At 70.7% G+C, this 22,353-nt stretch carries 19 protein-coding genes; 7 read left to right on the top strand and 12 right to left on the bottom strand.

Going from position 1 to position 22,353, the window contains the following annotated elements; all coding sequences use genetic code 11:
• Position 1: 1 nt before the first annotated feature.
• From ABCR94_RS20790 to ABCR94_RS20760, 7 genes are all read right to left on the bottom strand, one after another.
• A complete protein-coding gene (locus ABCR94_RS20790) occupies positions 2-922 on the bottom strand; it encodes an ADP-ribosylglycohydrolase family protein (protein ID WP_347121387.1) in 921 nt (306 codons plus the stop codon).
• A gap of 113 nt (positions 923-1,035) precedes the next feature.
• Positions 1,036-1,680, bottom strand: coding sequence for a fasciclin domain-containing protein (locus ABCR94_RS20785; RefSeq protein ID WP_347119907.1), 645 nt, complete (start codon positions 1,678-1,680; stop codon positions 1,036-1,038).
• Positions 1,681-2,072: 392 nt separating this feature from the next.
• Positions 2,073-3,434: a cryptochrome/photolyase family protein gene (locus tag ABCR94_RS20780; RefSeq protein ID WP_347121086.1), complete on the bottom strand. Its 1,362-nt coding sequence runs from the start codon at positions 3,432-3,434 to the stop codon at positions 2,073-2,075.
• 63 nt (positions 3,435-3,497) lie between these two features.
• The gene (locus ABCR94_RS20775; protein ID WP_347121084.1) at positions 3,498-4,250 is read right to left on the bottom strand and encodes an anti-sigma factor; all 753 of its coding nucleotides are present in this window, start codon (positions 4,248-4,250) and stop codon (positions 3,498-3,500) included.
• Entirely contained in the window at positions 4,247-4,831 is a 585-nt protein-coding gene (locus ABCR94_RS20770) for a sigma-70 family RNA polymerase sigma factor (protein WP_347121083.1), read from the bottom strand. Before ABCR94_RS20770 ends, ABCR94_RS20775 begins: the two co-directional genes overlap by 4 nt.
• A 426-nt stretch (positions 4,832-5,257) precedes the next feature.
• Entirely contained in the window at positions 5,258-6,100 is an 843-nt protein-coding gene (locus tag ABCR94_RS20765) for a siderophore-interacting protein (RefSeq protein ID WP_347121081.1), read from the bottom strand.
• Between the two features lie 50 nt (positions 6,101-6,150).
• A complete protein-coding gene (locus tag ABCR94_RS20760; protein WP_347121386.1) occupies positions 6,151-7,056 on the bottom strand; it encodes a 5'-3' exonuclease in 906 nt (301 codons plus the stop codon).
• A gap of 227 nt (positions 7,057-7,283) precedes the next feature.
• Between ABCR94_RS20760 and ABCR94_RS20755 the strand changes: the two genes are divergently transcribed.
• The 4 genes from ABCR94_RS20755 to ABCR94_RS20740 all read left to right on the top strand — a co-directional run bounded on the left by ABCR94_RS20755 (position 7,284) and on the right by ABCR94_RS20740 (position 12,549).
• The gene (locus ABCR94_RS20755) at positions 7,284-8,435 is read left to right on the top strand and encodes a quaternary amine ABC transporter ATP-binding protein (protein WP_347121080.1); all 1,152 of its coding nucleotides are present in this window, start codon (positions 7,284-7,286) and stop codon (positions 8,433-8,435) included.
• Positions 8,428-11,055 (top strand): ABC transporter permease/substrate binding protein, encoded by a 2,628-nt coding sequence (locus ABCR94_RS20750; RefSeq protein WP_347121078.1) that lies wholly within the window; start codon positions 8,428-8,430, stop codon positions 11,053-11,055. The genes ABCR94_RS20755 and ABCR94_RS20750 overlap by 8 nt, the downstream gene beginning before the upstream one ends.
• A 185-nt stretch (positions 11,056-11,240) precedes the next feature.
• Positions 11,241-11,786 carry a helix-turn-helix domain-containing protein gene (locus tag ABCR94_RS20745; protein ID WP_347121076.1) on the top strand — a complete coding sequence of 182 codons (546 nt, stop codon included), beginning with the start codon at positions 11,241-11,243 and terminating at the stop codon, positions 11,784-11,786.
• Positions 11,787-11,796: 10 nt separating this feature from the next.
• Positions 11,797-12,549 carry a helical backbone metal receptor gene (locus tag ABCR94_RS20740; RefSeq protein WP_347121074.1) on the top strand — a complete coding sequence of 251 codons (753 nt, stop codon included), beginning with the start codon at positions 11,797-11,799 and terminating at the stop codon, positions 12,547-12,549.
• Here the strand turns inward: ABCR94_RS20740 and ABCR94_RS20735 are convergent.
• The gene (locus ABCR94_RS20735) at positions 12,443-13,585 is read right to left on the bottom strand and encodes a TDT family transporter (protein ID WP_347121072.1); all 1,143 of its coding nucleotides are present in this window, start codon (positions 13,583-13,585) and stop codon (positions 12,443-12,445) included. The two genes, ABCR94_RS20740 and ABCR94_RS20735, sit on opposite strands and share 107 nt — an antisense overlap.
• Positions 13,586-13,883: 298 nt before the next feature.
• On the opposite strand from ABCR94_RS20735, the gene ABCR94_RS20730 reads away from it, so the two are divergent.
• Entirely contained in the window at positions 13,884-14,762 is an 879-nt protein-coding gene (locus ABCR94_RS20730) for a LysR family transcriptional regulator (RefSeq protein ID WP_347121384.1), read from the top strand.
• Between the two features lie 62 nt (positions 14,763-14,824).
• Here ABCR94_RS20730 and ABCR94_RS20725 read toward each other — a convergent pair whose 3' ends face one another.
• The 4 genes from ABCR94_RS20725 to ABCR94_RS20710 form a co-directional block, all read right to left on the bottom strand.
• Positions 14,825-16,315 carry an SDR family oxidoreductase gene (locus ABCR94_RS20725; RefSeq protein ID WP_347121070.1) on the bottom strand — a complete coding sequence of 497 codons (1,491 nt, stop codon included), beginning with the start codon at positions 16,313-16,315 and terminating at the stop codon, positions 14,825-14,827.
• A gap of 106 nt (positions 16,316-16,421) precedes the next feature.
• Positions 16,422-17,126, bottom strand: a complete 705-nt coding sequence (locus ABCR94_RS20720) for a gamma-glutamyl-gamma-aminobutyrate hydrolase family protein (protein WP_347121068.1) — start codon at positions 17,124-17,126, stop codon at positions 16,422-16,424.
• Between the two features lie 38 nt (positions 17,127-17,164).
• Positions 17,165-18,637, bottom strand: coding sequence for an ethanolamine permease (gene eat, locus ABCR94_RS20715; protein ID WP_347121066.1), 1,473 nt, complete (start codon positions 18,635-18,637; stop codon positions 17,165-17,167).
• A gap of 133 nt (positions 18,638-18,770) precedes the next feature.
• Positions 18,771-19,511 (bottom strand): FadR/GntR family transcriptional regulator, encoded by a 741-nt coding sequence (locus tag ABCR94_RS20710; RefSeq protein WP_347121064.1) that lies wholly within the window; start codon positions 19,509-19,511, stop codon positions 18,771-18,773.
• 77 nt (positions 19,512-19,588) lie between these two features.
• Between ABCR94_RS20710 and ABCR94_RS20705 the strand changes: the two genes are divergently transcribed.
• Together ABCR94_RS20705 and ABCR94_RS20700 are read left to right on the top strand one after the other, a co-directional pair.
• The gene (locus tag ABCR94_RS20705) at positions 19,589-20,962 is read left to right on the top strand and encodes a glutamine synthetase family protein (protein ID WP_347121062.1); all 1,374 of its coding nucleotides are present in this window, start codon (positions 19,589-19,591) and stop codon (positions 20,960-20,962) included.
• Positions 20,963-20,970: 8 nt separating this feature from the next.
• Positions 20,971-22,347 (top strand): aldehyde dehydrogenase family protein, encoded by a 1,377-nt coding sequence (locus ABCR94_RS20700; protein WP_347121060.1) that lies wholly within the window; start codon positions 20,971-20,973, stop codon positions 22,345-22,347.
• Positions 22,348-22,353 lie beyond the last annotated feature (6 nt).

Below are 22,353 nucleotides of genomic sequence, written 5' to 3'. Positions count from 1 at the left end.
ATCAGGCCAGCCGCAGGGCGAGTTCGGCGAGCGCCGGGGCGCGCAGCACGCGCCCGTCGTACCCGGGCAGCGGCACATGCAGCGGCCCGGTCCACCGCTCGGGGATGGCTGCTGCGCCGTACACCGCGCCCGCGAGGCCGCCCGTGACCGCCGCCACCGTGTCGGTGTCCCCACCCAGGTCGATCGCGGCGCACAGCGCGTCCTCGAAGCCGCCGGTCGTGCGCAGTGCCCACAGCGCTGAGCCGAGGCACGGCCACACCGCGCCGTTGAACTCGGTGGCGTCGTCCGGGTGCCAGCCGGGCGCGAGCACGGTGGCCCACCGGGCACGGTGATCCGGGTGGACGAGCGCGAGGGCGCCCGGGACTGCGGCGAGCGGATCGGCGCCGTCCAGGGCGACCCGTACCAGGTCGTGGAAGACGGCGGTGCCTTCCCAGGCCGCGCGATCCCCGTGGGTGAGGGCCGCTGTGCGCCGGGCGGCGTCCATCGTGGCTTCCTGGCCCGCCCCGGCGAAGTACACGGCAGAGGTGGCGGCCCGCATCAGTGAACCGTTGCCCGCGGCACGCCCGTTGAGCTGGAAATGCAGCGCCGCCGCGAAGTCCCACGGCTCGCCGTTGGTCAGGACGTCCTCCGTCTGGAGCCCGATGTCCTTGGGCTCGGCTGCGGCCCAGCGCTGGAACCGCCGGAAGATGTCGGGCAGTTCCAGGCCGCCGTACTCCAGCAGGGACTCCCCGATGAGCACCGCCATCTGCGTGTCGTCGGTGGCCTCGCCGGGGTCCCAGCCACCACCCCCGCACATCGTGGCCACGCCGTCGGGAAAGCGCTCGGAGAGCGCCCCCGCGAGTCCGAACTCGAAGGGCGCGCCGAGCGCGTCCCCGACCGCCGAACCGACGACTGTCCCCACTACCCGGTCCGCCCGGTTCATCAGGTTCATCGGGCAAGCGTAAGGGTGGCGGGGACAGCTGGGCGTCGTACGCCGGTTGTTCCGGCATCAGGCGTTGCAGGCCTACAGCTGCGTACAACGCCTGCTGTTGCCTACTACTTGGGCATCAGGACGGTGTCGACGATGTAGACGGTGGCGTTGGCGGTGGGGACATTGCCGCAGACGACCTTGGAGGTGTCGTTGACGGTGTAGGACTCGCCGGAGCCCGCGGTGGTGAGGGTGCTCTTCTGGAGGGTGGGGTAGGTGCCCTTTTCGAGCTGCTTGGGGGCGAGCTTCTCACCGACGACGTGGTAGGTGAGGATCTTGGTGAGGGTGGCCTTGTCGGCGAGGACCTTGTCGAGGTCGGCCTTCGGGATCTTCGCGAAGGCGGCGTTGGTCGGCGCGAACACGGTGATGTTCTCGGCGTTGTTGAGTGTGTCGACGAGGCCGGCCTTCTTGACGGCGGTGACCAGGGTGGACAGCTCGGGGTTGTTCGATGCGGCGGTGGCGACGGGGTCCTTGGCCATGCCGTCGAAGCTGCCCGCGCCGTCGGCCGGGACGCCGGCGCAGGCGGCGCCGAAGGGCTTGTCCGTCATGGTGGCGTCGTCGGCGGGCGGGGTCGTCTTCTCCTCGGCGGCGGTCGGCGTCGAGTCGGCCTTGGTGTCGGAGCCGTCGTCGCTTGAGCAGGCCGTCAGCGACAGCGGAAGGACTGCGGCGGCGGCAACCGCGATGGCGGCGCGGCGGATGCGAAGAGTGTTCATGACGTACTCCTTGAGGGGGGTGACGGGTACGGGAGAGGCGTGCTGCGGCGCGTTGCCGGTGGGCCTATGTCACGGGGGACCACCTGCTGTGGGCCACACCCGCGCCTCGGTCGCGCCGTGCACCGGGTGGGCATCCGGACGGCTGGACGGCCGCCCTGCGGGAGCGGCTCCACGCCGGTCCTCGCGCAGCAGAAGGTCCGTGATCGATCCGCCCGGAGCGGCGGGGCCGACACGCGCCGGGCGCGCGGTCCTGCCCGGGGCACTGCCCCGCGCTGCCGGAACTTCCTGATCTTGGCTCACACCCGTTATTCGGGGCCGGGCCGCCCGCGGATTGGTCGTTCCCTCGAAGGAATTACTTCTCGTACCGCCGAGCGAGAAATTCGCCCGTGGCGTCAGCCCAGGCCGCGTGCCTGCTCGAACCTGCTCCGGCCGTCCGCGAGGTCCACGATCGGCTCCGGATAGCCGAGGCGGGCGCGGTCGGTCGCCGGGAGCTTCCACGGCTGGTGGACGGCCGCACCGGCGAGCTCGGCCAGCTCGGGTACCCAGCGTCGTACGTAGTCGCCCCGGGGGTCGAATCGCTTGGCCTGGGCGAGCGGGTTGAGGATGCGGTTGGGGCGGGTGTCGGTGCCGGTGCCCGCCGCCCACTGCCAGTTGAGCTGGTTGTTCGCGAGGTCCCCGTCCACCAGGAGATCCAGGAAGTGGCGGGCGCCGATCCGCCAGTCCACGTACAGCGTCTTGGTCAGGAAGCTCGCCACCAGGAGACGGCCCCGGTTGTGCATCCAGCCCTCGTGCAGCAACTGGCGCATGGCCGCGTCCACCACCGGATACCCGGTGCGGCCCTGCTGCCAGGCGGTGATCTCCTCGTTGTCCGCACGCCAGTGGTCGCCGCGTGTGCGGTAGTCGGTCCACGCGGCGGCCGGACGGGCCGCGAGGACCTGGTGGTGGAAGTCCCGCCAGGCCAGCTGCCGTACGAAGGCCTCCGCGCCAGGACCGCCCTTGCTCCGCGCCCGGTGGACCAGCTCGGCCGCCGACAGGCATCCGAAGTGCAGGTAGGGCGAGAGCCGCGAAGTGGCGTCGCCGGGCAGGTCGTCGTGGCGCTCCTCGTACGCCGTGACGGCGTCCGCCAGCCAGCCGCGCAGCAGAGCGCGGGCCTGGCGCTCACCGCCCAGCACGAGCCCCGGGGAGACCCCGGTGACGGCGTCGCGCGCGGGCAGTGGGCGGCCGGCGATCTCCGGGACCCGCACGGTGCGCGGAGCGGCCAGGGTCTCGCGCGCCCCGGCCGCCTCCCACTTGCGGAAGTACGGCGTGAACACCGCGAAGTGGTCACGGCCCGCCGGGGTGACCCGCCCCGGCGGCAGCGCCGTGATCACGGCGTCGTGCACGAGCAGCGCACACCGCAGGGGCGCCAGGGCGGTGCGCAGCGCCTCCGCCCGGCGCAGCGCGTAGCCGCTCACGCCGGCCGCGACATGCACCTCACGTGCCCCGCTCTCCGTCACCACCCGGCAGACCTGCTCCACCACGTCGCCGGCCCGGATCACCAGCCGCCCGCCCCGCTCGCGCAGTGCGGCATCCAGGCCGGCCAGGCAATCGGCCAGGAAGGCGCGGCGGTTGGGGGCGTCGAAGCCCGCCTTGCGCACGCCCGGGTCCAGCACGAAGAGGGGGACGATCTCGTCCGCGGCGCGCAGGCCGGCCTGCAGTACCGGCTGGTCGTGCACGCGCAGATCGGAGGTGAAGAGCACCAGGGCGACACTCATGAGCGGGTTCCATTTCCTTCTTCGCGCTGTTCTGTAGCGCCGCTGCGCGGCCCGGTCGGCCGGTTACGCGGTCGGGAAGTTCATCAGGGCCAGCGGATCGGAGGTCGGCTCGGGCGAGCCGCCCGACGGTTCGACCGTGATGCCTATGCCCGAGGCCGCGTCGACCGGCCCGTTCATCAGGACGCCGCCTGAGGTGGACGAGGGGTCCATCAGGCCGGCCGAGCGCATGGCGCCCTTGTCGTTGAACCACAGCTGGTAGACCTTGCCGCTGGGCGGCTTGGGCATCCCGGAAGCCAGGAAGGCCGCCTTGTTCCGGTCGCGCGATACGACCACGGTGCCGGTCGCGCCATCCGTCAATTTCCCGGTGCTGACCTTGGCGTCCGGCGCGGCGAGCACCGAGGCCAGCGCCTCGGCCTGCTGCTGCGACTGCTGGGCCTGGTCCCGCGCGTCCCGGGCCTCCTGGTTCTGCCACACCGCGATCCCGCCGAACGCGGCAGCCGCGGCCAGACAGGCGGCCAGCGCGAAGCGGGGGAGGGCGCGCGCCCGGTGTGCGCCGGTCGCCGGGGCGGGGCGCGGGACCCTGGGAGGCTCCTGGCGCTCGGCGGAGATCTGCCGCATCACCTGTTCTTTGAGCGTGGCGGGCGGCGTCCGGGTCATGGCCAGACCCAATCGGGCCGCCGTGGCGGTCAGTTCGGCGACCTCCTGGGTGCAGGCCGGGCAGTCCTCCAGGTGCCGCTCGAATTCCGCGCGCTCGTCGGAGGCCAGTGCGTGCAGCGCGTACGCGCCGGTCAGCGTGTGTAGTTCCGCCGTGCTCATGTGCTGACCCCCAGGCAGTCGCGCAGCCGGATGAGCCCGTCGCGCAGGCGTGTCTTGACCGTGCCGAGTGGTACGGCCAGTAGTTCGGCGACTTCCCTGTAGGCGAGCCCCCGGTAGTAGGCGAGCGTCACCGACTGCCGTTGCAGTTCGGTGAGAGTACGCAGACAGTGCCGCACCTGTTCACGTTCGAGGCGGCTCTCCACCTCTTCGATGACCTCGTCGAAGGCCGGCGTCCGGTCCAGCAGCGCCGCCCGGTGCTCACGGTCCGACGACGCCTGGGCCGAGCGCACCCGGTCCACGGCCCGCCGGTGGGCGAGGGTGAGCACCCAGGTCATGGCGGAGCCACGGGTGGGCTGGAAGCGGGCTGCGGTCCGCCACAGCTCGATCAGCACTTCCTGAGTGACTTCCTCCGACTGGGCGGGGTCGCGGAGCACAGCGCGTACCAGCCCCATGACGGGCCCGCAGACCGCGTCATAGACCTGGCTGAAGGCGTCGCGGTCACCGCGGGCCACCATGCCGAGCAATTCCTGCAGATCAGGCCCCGCCGAGGCGATGCCCCCGATGTGCACGGCTTCTTTCACGCGAAGTTCCTCCAGGTGCGGACCGGTCCCCAGGACAGGCTTCACGACATATTCGGAGCCGCGGCGGCCTTGGATTGGTCCAGGTTCGGATTGTTGTGGAGATGGTTCCACAGCTCCCAAAAAACTCGCGATACATCGTGGTTGGCCGTGTCTGAGGTCGCGGAGGTCCAGCGTCAGGGCAACCGCCCCGAGCGGACGCTCTGCGGCCTCGCCGGAGCGGGCCGTGAGGAGATGCTGAACTGGCTGTCCGACCTGCTCGCCGTACCCCCGGGCGAATTCCCGCGCTTCGAGACCGCGCTCTCGCCGGTGGCGCGCTGCCGCCGGACGAGGTGGCGGAGCTGCTCGAAGAGCGGGTGGCCAAGCTGGACATCCAGGCGGCGGGGCTCAGGGGCGTACTCCAGAATCCGAACGTGTCCGAGGCCCGAGTCAGGCCGCGCTCTCCTGCTCGCGCTCCACCTGCTCGTTCCACTCCCGCTTCGCCGCGCGCCAGGCGTCATCGTCCTGGCCGAGGCGCCAGTAGCCGGAGATCGAGAGCCGCTCGCGCGGGATCGCCCGCTCGATGCGCAGATGGCGGCGGAGATCCTTCACGAAGCCCGCCTCACCGTGCACAAAGGCCTGGACGTCGCCCGCCGGGAAGTCGAGACCGCGCACGGCGGCGACCAGGCTGTCGCCCACCGGGTTGTCACCTCGGTGCAGCCAGGTGACCTCGACGCCGTCGGGCGTGACGATCTTCTGCTCCTCCTCGGCGTCCGCCACCTCGACGAAGGCGTGCACCACTGCTCCGGCCTGCATCCGCTCCAGCGAGGCGGCGATCGCGGGCAGCGCACTCTCGTCGCCGACCAACAGGTGCCAGTCGGCCGCCGCGTCCGGGACGTAGCCGCCGCCGGGGCCGAGGAAACGTACGGTCTCGCCCGGCCGGACCAGCGCGGCCCACGGCCCCGCCAGGCCCTCGTCGCCGTGCACCACAAAGTCGACGGCCAGCTCGCGCGCGGCCGCGTCCCAGCTCCGCACGGTGTACGCCCGGGTGGCCGGCCACTGCTCCGACGGGAACTCCTCGCGGATGCGGGCCATGTCGAAGGGCTCCGGGTACGTCACATCCGCGGCCGGGAACAGCACCTTGATGTAGTGGTCGGTGAACTCGCCCACGGTGAAGCCGGCCAGGCCCTCACCGCCGAGGACGACCCGCACCATGTGCGGGGTGATCCGCTCGGTGCGCGTCACCAGTGCCTCGTGAATCTGCGGTGCCTTACGGGCCGGTCGTTCTGCCACGGTGGTTTCTCCCCTGACGCTCGTCTGCTTAGGCTTACCTAAGTTAGCACTCAGGTCCGCAGAGTGGAGAGCAGTCGCTGCAGGGCGCCGCCCAGCCCCCACCGGTCCGCCAGCGCGTCGAGCAGCTCCGGATCGAGCGGCTCGGTCGGCAGCGCCGGATCGAAGCCGGGCAGCGGCACGTCGGAGGCGACGCGCACCACCTTGGGGGCGACCGCGACATAGTCCCGCGACTCGTCAAGCCGCTTGCGCTGCGACGGCGTCAGTTTCGACGCCGGGTCACCGACGGCGGCCATGATCCCGGCCAGGTCGCCGTACGTGTCGAGCAGCTTGGCCGCGGTCTTCTCGCCGATACCGGGGACGCCGGGCAGTCCGTCGCTCGGGTCGCCGCGCAGGAGGGCGAAGTCGACGTACCCCGAGGCGTCCACCGCGTACTTCTGGCGGAGCCACGCCTCGTCGGTGACCTGGAGCTGGCCGACGCCCTTGAGCGGATAGAGCACCCGTACCCCGCGGGCGTCGTCGACCAGCTGATAGAGGTCGCGGTCGCCGGTGACGATGTCGACCGGCCCGGTCGCACGGCCCGCGAGCGTGCCGATCACGTCGTCCGCCTCGTACGTCGCGACACCGACCCGGGCGATGCCGACCGCGTCGAGCACCGCCTCGATGATCGGCACCTGCGGCGCGAGCGTGTCCGGGGTGGCCTCTTCGTCGGGGCCCGTCTCGGTCTCCACGGCCACTCGGTGCGCCTTGTAGGAGGGGATCAGCTCGACCCGCCAGTGCGGCCGCCAGTCGGCGTCCATGCAGGCCACGAGGTCGTCGGGGTGGTGGTCCTGGACGAGGCGGGTGATGAAGTCGAGCAGTCCGCGCACGGCGTTGACCGGTGTGCCGTCGGGGGCGCGGACGGTGTCGGGGACCCCGAAATAGGCCCGGTAGTAGAGGGAAGCGGTGTCGAGGAGCATCAGGCGTCGCGTCACCCTCCGATGATGCCGTACGTGACGCAAGAGGCGGCGGCGTGAAGTGGATCACTCTTGTGTTTGACCTGTGTAAGCGGGGGCAGGTGCCGCGTCGGAGCGGACCCCATTTTGGTTTCAACTTCTTGATGGGTGAAACGGGCCGAATCCGTGCCGCTCCACGGCCTGCCGAGCGGGGGTGGTGGGCCGTTTTCAGTTCAACGCGTGAGGTGTATGTGTCCAGGCTGCAGGCTGAACACTTGTACAAGGTGTTCGGCAAACGACCCGAAGACGCGGTTCAGAAGCTCGAAAGTGGAGCCGACCGTGACGAGCTGCGGGCCGAGGGTACGACCGCCGCGGTGATCGACGCCACGTTCACCGTGGAGCCAGGGCAGATATTCGTTGTCATGGGTCTGTCCGGATCAGGCAAGTCCACGCTGCTGCGCATGCTCAACGGACTGCTTGAGCCGACCGCCGGTCGGGTGCTCTTCGACGACCAGGACCTGACCGCACTGAGCCCTTCGGAGCTGCGCGGCGTTCGTTCTTCGAAGATCAGCATGGTTTTCCAGCACTTCGCGCTCTTCCCGCACCGCAGCGTCCTGGAGAACGTCGGTTACGGCCTCGAAGTGCAGGGTATTCCCCGCGAGGAGCGCCTGAAGCGCGCCACCGAGGCCCTGGAACTCGCCGGCCTCAAGGGCTGGGAGAAGTCCTGGCCCGACGAGCTGTCCGGCGGCATGCAGCAGCGTGTGGGCCTCGCCCGCGCGCTGGCCACCGACGCCGACCTGCTGCTCATGGACGAGTCGTTCAGCGCCCTCGACCCGCTGATCCGCCGTGACATGCAGGACCAGCTCCTGGAGCTCCAGAAGCGGCTGAAGAAGACCATCGTCTTCATCACCCACGACCTCAACGAGGCCATGCGCCTCGGCGACCGCATCGCGGTCATGCGCGACGGCCGAATAGTCCAGATGGGCACCGCCGAGGACATCCTCGTCACCCCCGCCAACGACTACGTCGCCTCCTTCACCCAGGACGTGGACCGCTCACGGGTCCTCACCGCGGGCGCCATCATGGCCGACCCCGACACCGCCTTCGGTACGAGGACCGACGAGGGCGCGTCGCTGCGTACCGCCGATGACGTCCTGAAGGCGGCGCCCGCCACCGTCACCGCGGACACTCCGATCATCGAGCTCTTCACCCCCTGCTCCACCAGCAGCGCGCCCGTCGCCGTCATCGACCCCGACGGCAGGCTGACCGGCGTCGTACCGCGGTCGCGGCTGCTCGCCGTACTCGGAGAGCCGATGACTCCGGGAGACGCGCCGAAGGCTTCCGCCGACACCGTCGTCCCCATGAGCGTCAACTCCGTGAGCAAGGTGATCGCCGGTGCCTAGGTTCCCCCTGGGTGAGTGGGTCGACAGTGGTGTCGAGTGGCTCATCGAGAACTTCACCTGGCTGTTCGACGCGATCACCGCTGTTGTCGGCGGCCTGCACGACGCCGTGTCCGGCGCGCTCACCGCGCCCGAGCCGCTGATCCTCGCCGGTATCTTCGCCGTCATCGCCTGGTGGCTGCGCGGCCTGATCGCCGGTCTGCTGGCCTTCGCCGGATTCGCGCTGATCGACTCGGTCGAACTGTGGGACGACGCCATGTCGACCCTGTCGCTCGTACTCGTCTCCACCGTGATCATCCTGGCGATCTCGATCCCGCTCGGCATCTGGTCCTCGCGGTCCAAGACCGTCAGCGCCGTGACCCGGCCCGTCATGGACTTCATGCAGACCATGCCGGCCATGGTGTATCTGATCCCCGGCGTCATCTTCTTCGGCGTCGGCGCGGTCCCCGGCATCGTTGCCACGATCATCTTCGCGCTGCCCCCCGGCGTCCGGATGACCGAGCTCGGCATCCGTCAGGTCGACGGTGACCTCGTGGAGGCCGCCGAGGCGTTCGGCACGACGCCGCGCAACACCCTGCTGCGTATCCAGCTCCCGCTCGCCCTGCCGACGATCATGGCCGGCATCAACCAGGTCATCATGCTGGGCCTGTCCATGGTGGTCATCGCCGGCATGGTCGGCGGCGGCGGCCTCGGTGGCGCGGTCTACCGCGCGCTGGGCAACATCGACGTCGGTCTCGGCTTCGAGGCCGGCCTGTCCATCGTCATCATGGCCATGTACCTGGACCGGATGACCGGTGCGCTCGGCAACCAGGTCTCCCCGCTCGGCCGGCGCGCGCTCGCCAAGGCGCAGACGCTGTCGAGCGGTTCGAAGATCTGGAGCTACCGGCCGCAGCCGGTCGTCGCGATCGCGGGCGTTGTCGTTCTCGCGCTGGTCGCGGGCGGCATGGGCCTCTTCGGCGGCTCCTCGACCAAGTCCGTCGCCGACTCCTCGAACGTCGGCCAGGGCAAGAAGATCTCCATGGGCTACATCCCGTGGGACGAAGGCATCGCCTCCACCTTCCTCTGGAAGGAAATGCTGGAGCAGCGCGGCTACGAGGTCGATACCAAGCAGTACGAGGCGGGCTCGCTCTACACCGGCCAGGCGGCCGGCCAGATCGACCTCCAGACCGACTCGTGGCTGCCGGTCACCCACGAGAAGTACTGGAAGAAGTACCAGGACAAGCTGGAGGACATGGGCTCGTGGTTCGGCCCGACCTCGCTGGAGCTGAGCGTCCCCTCGTACGTGAAGGGCATCGACTCCCTCGAAGACCTCAAGGGCAAGTCCGGCAAGTTCAAGGGCAAGATCATCGGCATTGAGCCGAGCGCCGGAATGATGGGGCTCCTCAAGGACAAGGTCCTCAAGGACTACGGCCTGGAGGGCGAGTTCGAGGTCGTCGACGGCGCCACGCCCGCGATGCTGGCCGAGCTGAAGCGCGCGTACGCCAAGAAGGAGCCCATCGTCACCACGCTGTGGTCGCCGCACTGGGCGTACAGCGACTTCGACCTGAAGAAGCTCAAGGACCCCAAGGCCAGCTGGGGCAAGGGCGACGGTGTGCACACCCTGGCGCGCAAGGGCTTCTCCAAGGAGAACCCCACGGTCGCCAAGTGGATCAAGAACTTCAAGATGACCGAGAAGCAGCTCACCGGTCTTGAATCGAAGATCCAGGAGACCGGCAAGGGCAAGGAGCAGGAGGCCGTCCGCGCCTGGCTCAAGGACAACCCGGACCTGCTCGACAAATGGGTCCCGGTCGCCAAGACGTCCAAGGCCGCGAACGGCAAGGACGAGCGTGACCGCGCCGTCGAGATGGCCTGGTTCCCCTGGGAGGAGGACATTGCCGCCACGTACCTGTGGAAGGCGGTCCTGGAGGAGCGCGGCTACCGGATCAACCTCAAGCAGTTCGAGGTCGGTCCCATGTACGCGGCGATGTCCCGGGGCCAGCTCGACGTCCAGCTGGACGGCTGGCTGCCGTACACGCAGAAGAACTACTGGGACAAGTACGGCGACAAGCTGACCGACATCGGGTCCTGGTACGGGCCGACATCGATCGAGGTCGCCGTCCCGTCGTACGTCAAGGACGTCAAGTCGCTTGAGGATCTCAAGGGCAAGGGCGACAAGTTCAAGGGCCGGATCATCGGCATCGAGCCCGGCACCGCGACGATGGAGAACCTCAAGACCAACGTCCTGCCCGGCTACGGCCTGGACAAGGAGTACAAGGTCGTCGACGGCTCCACGCCCGGCATGCTGGCCGAGCTGAAGCGCTCGTACGCCAAGAAGGAGCCCGTCGCGGTGATCCTTTGGACCCCGCACTGGGCGTACAACGAGTACGAGATGACCAAGCTCAAGGACTCGAAGAAGCTCTTCGGTGAGGGCGACCGCCTGCACATCATCGGCAACAAGGACTTCCCGACGAACTACCCGCAGCTGACCGAGTGGTTCAAGAAGTTCAAGCTGTCCGAGGAGCAGCTCGGCGGTCTGGAGAACGAGATCCAGAAGCGCGGCACGGGCCATGAGGAAGAGGCCGTGAAGGCCTGGATGAAGGAAAATCCGGGCATCGCGGAGAAGATGACGCCGGCGACCGGCTGACCGTTCGCCGCCGTGCACGACACCACCGAGGGGTGGCATCACCACGTGGTGATGCCACCCCCCTCGTGTTCTCCGTCCGGTCCGATGGGGACACCTTCCCTGACGTATGTACGAAACCGTCGCGTGAAGCTGCGTAGGCTTCACTCAGCCGGTTCGGACCACGAGCCAGGGAAGGAGCCGGAGCGATGGACGACAAGGAAACCCTTCGGGTCGGTACGGCCGTCCGGAGGCGTCGCAAAGCCCTGGAACTCACCCTGTCCACGGTCTCGGCCCGCAGCGGTCTTTCGGTGCCGTTCCTCAGCCAGGTCGAGAACGAACGGGCCCGCCCCAGCACCCGCTCGCTGGAGCGGGTGGCCGAGGCGCTGAAGACTTCGGTGGCCGAGCTGATCGCGGCGGCCGACTCGGGGCTCATGGTCGATGTCGTACGGGCCACCGACGACGTCGGGAACTCCGACGGCGTGCGGTGCGTGGTGCGGGGCCGGCACCAGCTGAAGGCCACCGAATACACCGGCGAACAGGACACCCGCCGCGAATTCCAGCACCACGGCGACGAGCTGATGTACATCGCCGACGGCGCCGCCGAGGTGGAGGCCGAAGGCCGCGCCTACCGGCTGGAGCGCGGCGACACGCTGTTCCTGTCCGGCGGTGTACGGCACCGGTGGCGCGCCACCGAGCCGGGCACCCGCATCCTCATCGTCGCCGCGGCAGGCACCGTCGGCCACAGCGGCTGACGGGTCCGCCGTGCGCGTCGTCTCGCTCGTGCCCTCGCTGACCGAGGCGGTGGCCGTGAGCGCGCCGGGGCTGCTCGTCGGGGCGACCGACTGGTGCAGCCACCCGGCGGACCTCGACGTCGTACGCATCGGGGGCACCAAGAACCCGGACGTCGAAGCGATCGTGCGGCTCGCCCCCGACCTCGTCATCGCCAATGAGGAGGAGAACCGGGAGCCGGATCTCGCCGCGCTGCGGCAGGCGGGCCTCACCGTCATGGTCACGGTCGTCCGCGACCTGCCCGAGGCCCTCGACGAGCTGGAACGCGTCCTGGTCGAAGGCTGCGGGCTGCGCTCCCGCCCGGCCTGGCTCGACGCCGCACACGACGCCTGGGGCGAAGTGGGCCCCGCGCCCCGGCTGACGGCGGTCGTGCCGATCTGGCGCAGGCCGTGGATGGTCCTGGGCCGCGACACCTTCGCCGGGGACCTGCTGGCCCGCCTGGGCGTCGACCACCTCTACGCCGGGCACGCCGAGCGCTATCCGCGGATCCCGCTCGACGAGCTGCGCGCGGCCGGGGCCGACCTGGTGGTGCTGCCGGACGAGCCCTACCGCTTCACGGCCGACGACGGGCCGGAGGCCTTCCCGGGGCTGCCGGCCGCGCTCGTCAGCGGCCGCCACCTCACGTGGTACGGGCCGTCATTGGCCGAGGCGTCGGCGGTGCTGCGAGCAGCGCTCCGCCGAGCAGACCGCGCAGCGTATGGACCGAAGCCACCGCCCACGCAGTGACGAGTACGGCGTACAGCGCCACCGCGAGCCAGCCGAAGGCGTCGAGCCCGGTGTGGCGGGCGAGACCCGCGGCGCCCGTCACGCATGTACCGACGGGGAAGGTGAAGGCCCACCAGGTCATCGCGAACGTCATCCCGTTGCGGACCGCGCGGACCACCAGTGCCGCGGCGAGCGCCAGCCACAGCAGCGCGAACCCCATCACCGGCACGCCGTAGAGGACGGCGAACGCGCCGAGAGCGTGCGCGTACGGCGCCCCGATCGCGCCCGGCGCGACGTCCGCGAGCGTGTTGACGGCGGTTGTGGACTGGCCGAGCGGCCCCAGGACGAGAAAGAGCGTCGGCGTCAGGATGAGCGGCAGTGGGCCGTGGTGGACAAGACGGGCGAATATCAGCGGGAGCATCAGCAGGGTGGCCAGCAGGCTGAGCCCGAACATCGCGTAACAGGCGAGCAGCATCGCCTCGCGCCACTGGCCCTCGGGCAGGTGCGGTATCAGCTGCGGGCCGAGCGCGGCGGAGACCATCGGCGAGACGACCGGCAGCAGCCACACCGGGGAGGCGCCTGCGGGGTCGACCCGGTGGCGTACGACCATCAGATATGGGATCACGACGGCGGCGGCCAGCCCGACGGCCGTTCCCGCGCACCACAGCGCCGCGGCGGCGGCGAGGGCCGCCCCGGCGCCGACGACATCCCCGCCGACCGAAGCGGTACCGCCGCCGACGGCGAGCAGCGCCATCGCCAGACACCCGTAGAACGGGGCGACGGCCGGGTCGAGCAGATGCGTCCTGGCCTGGTCTCCGTGGCGGGCCCAGTGCCCGGCGCGGGCCAGCAGGAGCGCGGCGAGCATCAGCACGGACAGCGCCCAGACCATCGTGTACGCCGTGCGCAGACCGGGGGCGTCGAGGGGGAGCGCGGCGCCGGCGTTGGCGACGATGGCGGTGCCCATGACGGTGGCGTACCAGTTGGGGCCGAGATGGCGCAGGGCCGGGCGGCGCGGGGTGGCCGTGAGGAGGGGGTGGGGCTGCGCGGAGATGGCCATGCGATCACCTTCCTCGGCGGGAGCGGCCCCCACCAGGGACGATTCTTCTATGGGGTCATAAGCTGGCTTTATGACGTACCCAGGCTTCGGCGAACACCAGCGCGTCGACGACGCGACGGGCTCGGACACGGGGTCGGGTTCGAGGGCGGCCTCGGGTTCAGGCTTGGGCCCGGCTTCGGCCTCGGGTCCCGGTTCGGGAGGTGGTCGCCCTCCGTCCGTATCGCCGGACGCGTCGGGGAATCACCCCGGCTCCGGTGACCGGCCGCCCCTCGCGCACCGGGTGCCCGACCTCGGCTCCATGGAGCTGCTGCTCGCCGTCGCCCGGCTCGGCAGCCTCGGGCGGGCGGCGCGCGAGCTCGGCATCACCCAGCCCGCGGCGAGCAGCCGTATCCGCTCGATGGAACGCCGGCTCGGCGTCGCCCTGGTGGACCGCTCACCCCGCGGTTCGCGGCTCACCGACGCGGGCGCCCTCGTCACCGACTGGGCCCGGCAGGTCGTGGAGGCGGCCGAGGCCTTCGACGCGGGCGCGCAGGCGCTGCGCGGCCGGCGGGACTCGCGGCTGCGGGTCGCGGCCAGCATGACGATCGCCGAGTACCTGCTGCCCGGCTGGCTGATCGCCCTCAGTGGCCAGCGCCCCGGCACCGCGGTCTCCCTGCTCGCGGGCAACTCCGCGGCGGTCGCGCAGCGGCTGCTGAGCGGTGAGGCCGACCTGGGCTTCGTCGAGGGCCTGGCCGTGCCGGACGGTCTTGACGGCGTTGTCATCGGCCACGACCGGCTCGTGGTGGTCGCGGCCCCGACCCACCCGTGGGCCCGGCGCCGCCGCCCGGTGGCCGCGCGGGAACTGGCCGAGGCCCACCTCATCCTCCGCGAACGCGGCTCGGGCACCCGCCAGGTCCTGGACGCCGCCCTCGCCGGGCACGGCGGCCTCGCTGACCCCCTCCTCGAACTCTCCTCCACCACCGCGGTGAAGGCCGCCGCGGTCAGCGGCGCGGGCCCCAGCGTGCTGAGCGAGCTCGCGCTGGGGGAGGAGCTGGCCTCGCGCCGCCTCGTCAAGATCCCGGTCGAGGGCGTTCGGCTCAGTCGTGACCTGCGCGCGGTCTGGCCGACCGGGCCCCGCCCCACGGGCCCCGCCCGTGACCTGCTGACGCTCACCCGACCGGCAAGGGAAGACAGCTGACGCCGCGGTCTCGAAGGCAAGGACGCCGTGGACGCCGCAGGAAACCACGTGACCCGCCACCGTCACCGCGTCGCAGCCGCCGCGATGTTGCGGGCCATCCCGCCGAACACCACCCCGTGGAACGGCGCCACGCTCCACCAGTACGCGTGTCCCGCCAGCCCGTGCGGATGGAACAGGGCCCGTTGCCGGTATACCGTCCGGCCCTTCTCGTCCGTCTCGACCCGCAGTTCCAGCCAGGCCAGCCCCGGCACCCGCATTTCCGCCCGCAGCCTGAGCAGTCGGCCCTGCTCGACCTCCTCCACCCGCCAGAAGTCGAGCGAGTCGCCCACGCGCAGGCGGGACGCGTCCCGGCGGCCGCGGCGCAGACCGACGCCGCCGACCAGGCGGTCCAGCCAGCCCCGTACGGCCCAGGCGAGCGGGAAGGAGTACCAGCCGTTCTCGCCGCCGATGCCCTCGATCACCCGCCACAGCTTCTCGGGCGACGCGTCGACGGTCTGCTCACGGGAGTCCGTGTAGAGGCTGCCGCCCGCCCAGTCGGGGTCGGTGGGCAACGGGTCGCTCGGCGCGCCGGCCACCGACGCGGAGGACCAGCGGGTGGTGACATCCGCCTCCTGCACGCGCTTGAGGGCCAGCTCGACCGCCCGGTCGAAGCCGATCGGGCCGCCCGGCGGCTCGGGGACGTACTGCGCGATGTCGTTCTCGTGGCACACCACCTCGTGGCGCAGCGACTCGGCCAGCGGGCGCGCGATGGAGGCAGGTACGGGCGTCACCAGGCCCACCCAGTGGCTGGAGAGCGACGGCGTGAGCACCGGAACGGGGAAGATCAGTCTGCGCGGCAGCCCGGCCGCGCGCGCGTACCGCTGCATCATGTCGCGGTAGGTGAGGACATCGGGCCCACCGAGGTCGAACGTCCGGTTCAGCTCCGACGGCAGCCGCGCGCAGCCCACCAGGCAGCGCAGTACGTCGCGGACGGCGACGGGCTGGATCCGGGTCCGTACCCAGCTGGGTGTCACCATCAGTGGCAGCCGCTCCGTCAGATACCGCAGCATCTCGAAGGACGCCGAGCCCGATCCGAGGATGACCGCGGCCCGCAGCACGGCCGTGGGCACCCCGGAGTCCAGCAGGATCCGGCCCACCTCGGTACGGGAGCGCAGATGCGGGGACAGCTCGCTCTCCGGGATGCGGGCCGGGGTGAGCCCGCCCAGATAGACGATGCGCCGTACGCCCGCCGCTTTCGCCTGTTCGGCGAAGACCTTGGCCGCTTTGCGGTCGGTGTCCTCGAAGCCGCGGCCGGTGTTGAGCGCGTGCACCAGGTAGTACGCGACGTCGATGCCCTTGAGCGCGCTGCCCGTCGACTCCGGGTCGGTCACATCTCCCCGTACGGTCTCCACCTGCCCGGCCCACGGGAAGTCGCGCAGTTTCTCGGGTGTACGGGCCATGCAGCGCACCTGGTGCCCGGCGCCGAGCAGTTCGGGCACCAGCCGTCCGCCGATGTATCCGCTCGCTCCGGTCACCAGGCACTGCAAGGGCGCCTGCGCCTCGTCCGTCGTCACGCCGGTTTCCCTCCTGCCGTCGGACTCGCTCGTACCTGTCCACTGTGGCGGTTGGAATGGGGGTGCGGGGCGATGGCGCGGCCGCAGGAGTGGTGCCGGTTGTCCGTCAGGGCGTGGTCCGGCCGTCTGCGGCGGCCGCGACCAGGGCTCGCATCACCCGCAGGTCCTCGCCCATCTCCGGGTGCCACTGGACGCCGAGGACCCAGGCGGCGCCGGGCAGTTCGACGGCCTCGGGGGTGCCGTCCGTCGCGTACGCCGACACCACCAGGCCGTCGCCGCGCCGGTCGGCGGCCTGGTGGTGGTACGTCGGTACGTCGCAGTCCCGCGGCACGATCGACGCGTACAGCGTGCCCGGCACCGGGCGCACGGTGTGCGTGCCCAGGACGCCGACGGACCCGATGTGGCCCTCCAGGTGCTGGACGAGCGTGCCGCCGAGCGCGACATTCAGCAGCTGCATGCCCCGGCAGATCCCGAGCAGCGGCGTACCGGACGCCAACGCCGCCCCGATCAGGGCGAGTTCCCACGCGTCCCGCTCCCGCGCGGGCGGCCCGGTACGTGGATGGCGCTCGGCTCCGTACCGTACGGGCTCGACATCGGGCCCGCCCGCGACGACCACCGCGTCGAGGCGGGCCACCACTTCGGCGGCCGACGCGGTCTCGTCGGGCGGCAGCATCACCGCGATCCCGCCCGCCGCCTGTACGAGCCGGGGGTATCCGGACGGCAGCAGGGCGGCGGGCAGGTCCCAAACGCCCCACTTGGCGGACGCTTCGAGGTAGGTACTGATGCCGATCAGCGGCTTGGGGGCGGGCACGTGCACGGTCCTCCGGTCGGTCGCGGGTCAGTCGTGGGTCACTTGCGTTCGAGTTCGGCCTCGGCCTCGGCCAGCGCCGCGAACTCCTCCTCGGGAGCCGCCGCCACCAGCCGGTGGCGACTGTAGAACGCGAAGTAGGCGAGAGCGACGGCGTAGACGCCGAGTGCGATGAACGCCGCGTCCTTGTCCACCAGGAACGTTGCCACCAGCGCCGACAGTGCCAGTACGAAGGCCACCGAAGAGGTGACGATGCCGCCGGGTGTGCGGTAGGGGCGCGGCAGTTCGGGCTCGCGGCGCCGCAGCACGATGTGCGACAGGGCCATCAGGGCGTACGAGATCGTCGCGCCGAAGACGGCGACGTTGAGCATCCGCCCGCCGTTGCCCGACCCGGCGGCCAGGGCGAAGCCGATCGCGCCGGGGATGAGCAGCCCGAGGTACGGGGCCTTGCGGCGGCTCGTCAGGGACAGGAAGCGGGGCAGATAGCCGGCCCGGGAGAGCGCGAACAGCTGCCGGGACCCCGCGTAGATCAGCGAGAAGAAGGAGGCGACGAGACCCGCCAGGCCCGCGTAGTTGACGAACCGGCTGAGCGGCGTGGGATCGCCGTCGCCCTGGAGCGCGACGACCAGCGGATTGCCCGCGTCCTGAATGGCAGCCGAGCCGCGCGCGCCGGTCGCGGCGAAGAACGTGACCAGGGCGAGCAGCGCCAGGACGGCCATGGAGATCGACAGGGCGCGCGGCATCGAGCGCACCGGGTCCTTGGCCTCCTCGGCGGCCAGCGGTACTCCCTCGACGCCCAGGAAGAACCACATGCCGAAGGGGAAGGCGGACCAGATGCCCAGCAGGCCGAACGGCAGCCAGGAGTTGGAGCCGAAGGCTTCCTTGTCGACCGGGATGTCATTGAGGTTGTCGCCGCTGAACTCGGTGAACGCGCCGACCGCGAAGATCAGCAGCGCGGCCACCGCGATGGCGGTGACCACCAGGCTGAAGCGCAGTGCCTCGCCGACGCCCCACAGATGGATGCCGATGAAGATCGCGAAGCAGGCGAGATAGACCGGCCAGCCCGCGTCGAGGCCGAAGAGGTTGAGCGACTCGACGTAGTCGCCGATGAAGATGGAGATGGCGGCCGGCGCCAGGATGTACTCGATGAGGATCGCCGTGCCGGTCAGGAAGCCGCCCCAGGTGCCCAGCGCGCGCCGGGCGAAGCCGTAGCCGCCGCCCGCCGTGGGCAGGATCGCGGACAGCTCCGCGAGCGCGAAGACCAGACAGGCGTACATCACGCCCATCAGCAGGGTGGCGATCGCGAGCCCGCCGAAGCCGCCCTCCGCGAGGCCGATGTTCCAGCCCGAGAAGTCGCCGGAGACGACGTACGCGACTCCGAGGCCGGTGAGCAGCAGCCAGCCGGCGCTGCCGCGCTTGAGCGCGCGCCGCTTCAGATAGATGGCGTCGGGGGAGTCCCCGTCGCCGGCCGAGGACGCGGACGGTGGGGTGCGCGATTCGGTGCTCTCGGCCATGAGCCGCTCCTGCCTCAGGTTCAATGGTGGGATGCCATACCTTTGTGGTTCGGCCGGTCCCAGCGCAAGACCTGTGCGTTAACCCGCTGTTACGAATGTCGCGGACGAGGTCGCGGACGAGGCGGTGGCCGGTTCAGGTCAGGAAGCCCCGCAGCAGCGCCGCCGTGCCTCCGCAGTGCTCGCGCATCACCTCGCGCGCGCCGTCGGCGTCCCCGTCGAGCACCGCGTCCACCAGTGCGGTGTGCTGCTGCTGGGAGTGCTCCAGGTTGCGCACGAGCAGCGGGATGCAGTCAAGCAGGCCGTTCACGTCCGCGCGCACGGCGGCGTACTGCGCCGTCAGGGTCGCGGACCCGGCCAGCTCGGCGAGTGTCAGGTGCAGCAGTGTGTCGCGCCTGCGGTAGTCGTCGAGGGGCGCGTCGTGCGTGGCGGCGAGCGCCGCGCGCAGCTGCCGTACGCCCTCTTCCGTCAGGCCGTGCGCCGCGCACAGCCCGGCCGCACCGACCTCAAGGACCTCGCGGAACCGCAGGACGTCCTCCACGTCGACCGACTCCAGGCGGCGCCGCAGCTCGGCCCCGGCGGAGCCGCCGTCGGGGGTGTCCGGGCGGGGCAGGACGAACGTACCGCCGTAACGGCCGCGTCTGCTCTCCACCAGACCCTGGTCCTGGAGCACCTTCAGGACCTCGCGCAGCGTGACCCGGCTGATCCGCAGGCGGTCCGCGAGATCGCGCTCGGCCGGCAGTCGCTCGCCCGCGGGCACGAGGCCGAGCCGCAGCACCTGGAGAATCTGCTCCAGGGCCTCCTCGAACCCATTGCCGGCCCGTACGGGCCGCAGGACGGGCGTCAAGCGGTCCGCAGAATCGATTTCGCTCGCCATGTTGCGGTTTCCCCTTCCCAAGCAATGGTCTTCAGGAATACCTTATGGCTTCCGGCTGACCGAAGGAGGACTTTTCCGTGGCAGACCGCACACCACCGCTCGCACTCCAGGAACTGCGCGACCTGATCGCGAGCGGCGAGATAGACACAGTCGTCCTGGCCTTCCCCGACATGCAGGGACGGTTGCAGGGCAAGCGGTTCGCCGCCCAGTTCTTCCTCGACGACGTCCTGGAGAACGGCACCGAAGGCTGCAACTACCTGCTCGCCGTCGACACCGAGATGAACACCGTCGACGGATACGCGATGTCCTCGTGGGACAGCGGATACGGCGACTTCGCCATGCGCCCCGACCTCTCGACGCTGCGCCGTGTCCCGTGGAACGACGGCACGGCCATGCTCATCGCCGACCTCGCCTGGCCGGCCGACGGCTCACCCGTCGTCGCCGCGCCCCGCCAGATCCTGCGCCGCCAGCTGGAACGGCTCGCCGAACACGGCTACACCGCGCATGTGGGCACCGAGCTGGAATTCATCGTCTTCAAGGACACCTACGAGCAGGCCTGGGACCAGGGCTATCGCGATCTTGTCCCGGTCAACCAGTACAACGTCGACTACTCGGTGCTCGGCACCGGCCGGATCGAGCCCCTGCTGCGCCGCATCCGCAACGAGATGACGGCGGCGGGCCTGACCGTCGAGTCGGCCAAGGGCGAGTGCAACCCCGGCCAGCACGAGATCGTCTTCAAGTACGACGAAGCCCTGACCACCTGCGACCAGCACGCCATCTACAAGACCGGCGCCAAGGAGATCGCGGCCCAGGAGGGTGTCTCGCTCACCTTCATGGCGAAGTACAACGAGCGCGAGGGCAACTCCTGCCACATCCACCTCTCGCTCCAGGCCGTCGAAGAGGCCGGCCGCAACGTCATGGCGGGCGACGGGCCCGGCGGAATGTCCCCGGTCATGCAGCACTTCCTGGCCGGACAGCTCGCCGCGCTCAGGGACTTCTCGCTGCTCTACGCGCCGAACATCAACTCGTACAAGCGCTTCCAGCCCGGATCGTTCGCTCCGACTGCCGTCGCCTGGGGCTACGACAACCGCACCTGCTCCCTGCGCGTCGTCGGCCACGGCCGCTCGATGCGCTTCGAGAACCGGCTGCCCGGCGGCGACGTCAACCCGCACCTCGCGGTCGCCGGCCTCGTCGCGGCCGGCCTGTACGGCATCGAGCACAAGCTCGAACTCCCCGAGGTGTGTACGGGCAACGCCTACACCGGCGACTACGAGCACGTCCCGCTGAGCCTGCGCGAGGCGGCCGAGCTCTGGGAGAACAGCCCCATCGCCAAGGCGGCCTTCGGGGACGAGGTCGTCGCGCACTACCGCAACATGGCGCGGGTCGAGCTGCAAGCCTTCAACACCGCGGTGACCGACTGGGAGCTCCGCCGCTCCTTCGAGCGACTGTGAGGCCCGCCTTGCCCTTCGAGCACGCCACCGAGCACCGCATCCTCAACCCGGCCACCGAAGAGGTCATCGCCACCATCGCGGCCTCGACAGCCGCCGATGTCGACGCGGCGGTTGTACGGGCCACCGGGGCGCAGCGCGCCTGGGCGGCGGCCGCCCCGGCCGACCGCGCCCGCCTGCTGCGCCGCTTCGCCAACGCCGTCGACGACCACGTCGAAGAACTGGCCCACCTGGAGGTCAGCGAGGCCGGCCACACCATCGGCAACGCACGCTGGGAAGCGGGCAACGTACGCGATCTGCTCGACTACGCCGCCGGGGGAGTGGAGCGCCTCACCGGCCTTCAGATCCCCGTCGCGGGCGGCATCAACTTCACCCTCCTCGAACCCCTCGGCGTCATCGGCGTCATCGCGCCGTGGAACTTCCCGATGCCGATCGCCGCCTGGGGCACGGCCCCCGCGCTCGCCGCGGGCAACGCCGTCATCCTCAAACCCGCCGAGACCACACCCCTGACCGCGCTGCGACTGGCCGAGCTCGCTCTCGAAGCGGGGCTGCCCGAGGGCCTCTTCCAGGTGCTGCCCGGCGCGGGCGCCGTCGTGGGCGACGCACTGGTCGAACACCCCGGCGTGGCGAAGATCGTCTTCACCGGGTCCACGCGCATCGGCAAGAAGATCATGTCGAAGTGCGCCGACCGCGTGAAGCGCGTCACCCTCGAACTCGGCGGCAAGAGCCCCAACATCATCTTCGCCGACTCCGACATCGAGGCCGCGGCGGCGGCCACCCCCATGTCCTTCCTGGACAACGCGGGCCAGGACTGCTGCGCCCGTACCCGCATCCTCGTCCAGCGCTCCGTGTACGACCGCTTCCTCGAACTCCTCACCCCCGCCGTCGAGTCGGTGGTCGTCGGCGACCCGGCCGACGAGAAGACCCAGATGGGCCCGCTGATCTCGCGCTCCCAGCTGGAGCGCGTACGGTCCTACGTCCCCGAGGGCGGCAGGGCGATCAGGGGCAGCGCCCCCCAGGGCCCCGGCTTCTGGTTCGCCCCGACCGTCCTCACCGACGCGGCACCGGGCTCCGACGTGGCCATGGAGGAGGTCTTCGGCCCGGTCGCCGTCATCCTGCCCTTCGACGACGAGCAGGACGCGGTCCGGCTCGCCAACGCCACTCCCTACGGCCTGTCGGGCTCGATCTGGACCCGTGACGTGGGCCGGGCACTGCGCGTCGGCGGCGCCGTCGCCGCGGGCAACCTGTCGGTCAACTCGCACAGCAGCGTGCGCCATTCGACCCCATTCGGCGGCTACAAGCAGTCGGGGCTCGGGCGTGAACTGGGCCCCGACGCCCTCACCGCTTTCACCGAAACCAAGAACATCTTCATCAGCACGGAGGCCTGAGCCGAC

Origin of the sequence: Streptomyces changchenzhani, from assembly GCF_039766235.1 — a bacterium.
In the GTDB taxonomy this organism is placed as follows: Bacteria; Actinomycetota; Actinomycetes; order Streptomycetales; family Streptomycetaceae; genus Streptomyces.
This window is presented reverse-complemented; position numbering and strand designations above follow the sequence as displayed.

Coding starts and splice junctions, on each gene's coding strand:
- ABCR94_RS20710 (WP_347121064.1), bottom strand. CDS start 19,511: ATGGCGAGCGAAATCGATTCTGCGGACCGCTTGACGCCCGTCCTGCGG.
- ABCR94_RS20790 (WP_347121387.1), bottom strand. CDS start 922: ATGAACCGGGCGGACCGGGTAGTGGGGACAGTCGTCGGTTCGGCGGTC.
- ABCR94_RS20745 (WP_347121076.1), top strand. CDS start 11,241: ATGGACGACAAGGAAACCCTTCGGGTCGGTACGGCCGTCCGGAGGCGT.
- ABCR94_RS20730 (WP_347121384.1), top strand. CDS start 13,884: ATGGAGCTGCTGCTCGCCGTCGCCCGGCTCGGCAGCCTCGGGCGGGCG.
- ABCR94_RS20735 (WP_347121072.1), bottom strand. CDS start 13,585: ATGGCCATCTCCGCGCAGCCCCACCCCCTCCTCACGGCCACCCCGCGC.
- ABCR94_RS20775 (WP_347121084.1), bottom strand. CDS start 4,250: ATGAGCACGGCGGAACTACACACGCTGACCGGCGCGTACGCGCTGCAC.
- ABCR94_RS20785 (WP_347119907.1), bottom strand. CDS start 1,680: ATGAACACTCTTCGCATCCGCCGCGCCGCCATCGCGGTTGCCGCCGCC.
- ABCR94_RS20760 (WP_347121386.1), bottom strand. CDS start 7,056: ATGCTCCTCGACACCGCTTCCCTCTACTACCGGGCCTATTTCGGGGTC.
- ABCR94_RS20780 (WP_347121086.1), bottom strand. CDS start 3,434: ATGAGTGTCGCCCTGGTGCTCTTCACCTCCGATCTGCGCGTGCACGAC.
- eat (WP_347121066.1), bottom strand. CDS start 18,637: ATGGCCGAGAGCACCGAATCGCGCACCCCACCGTCCGCGTCCTCGGCC.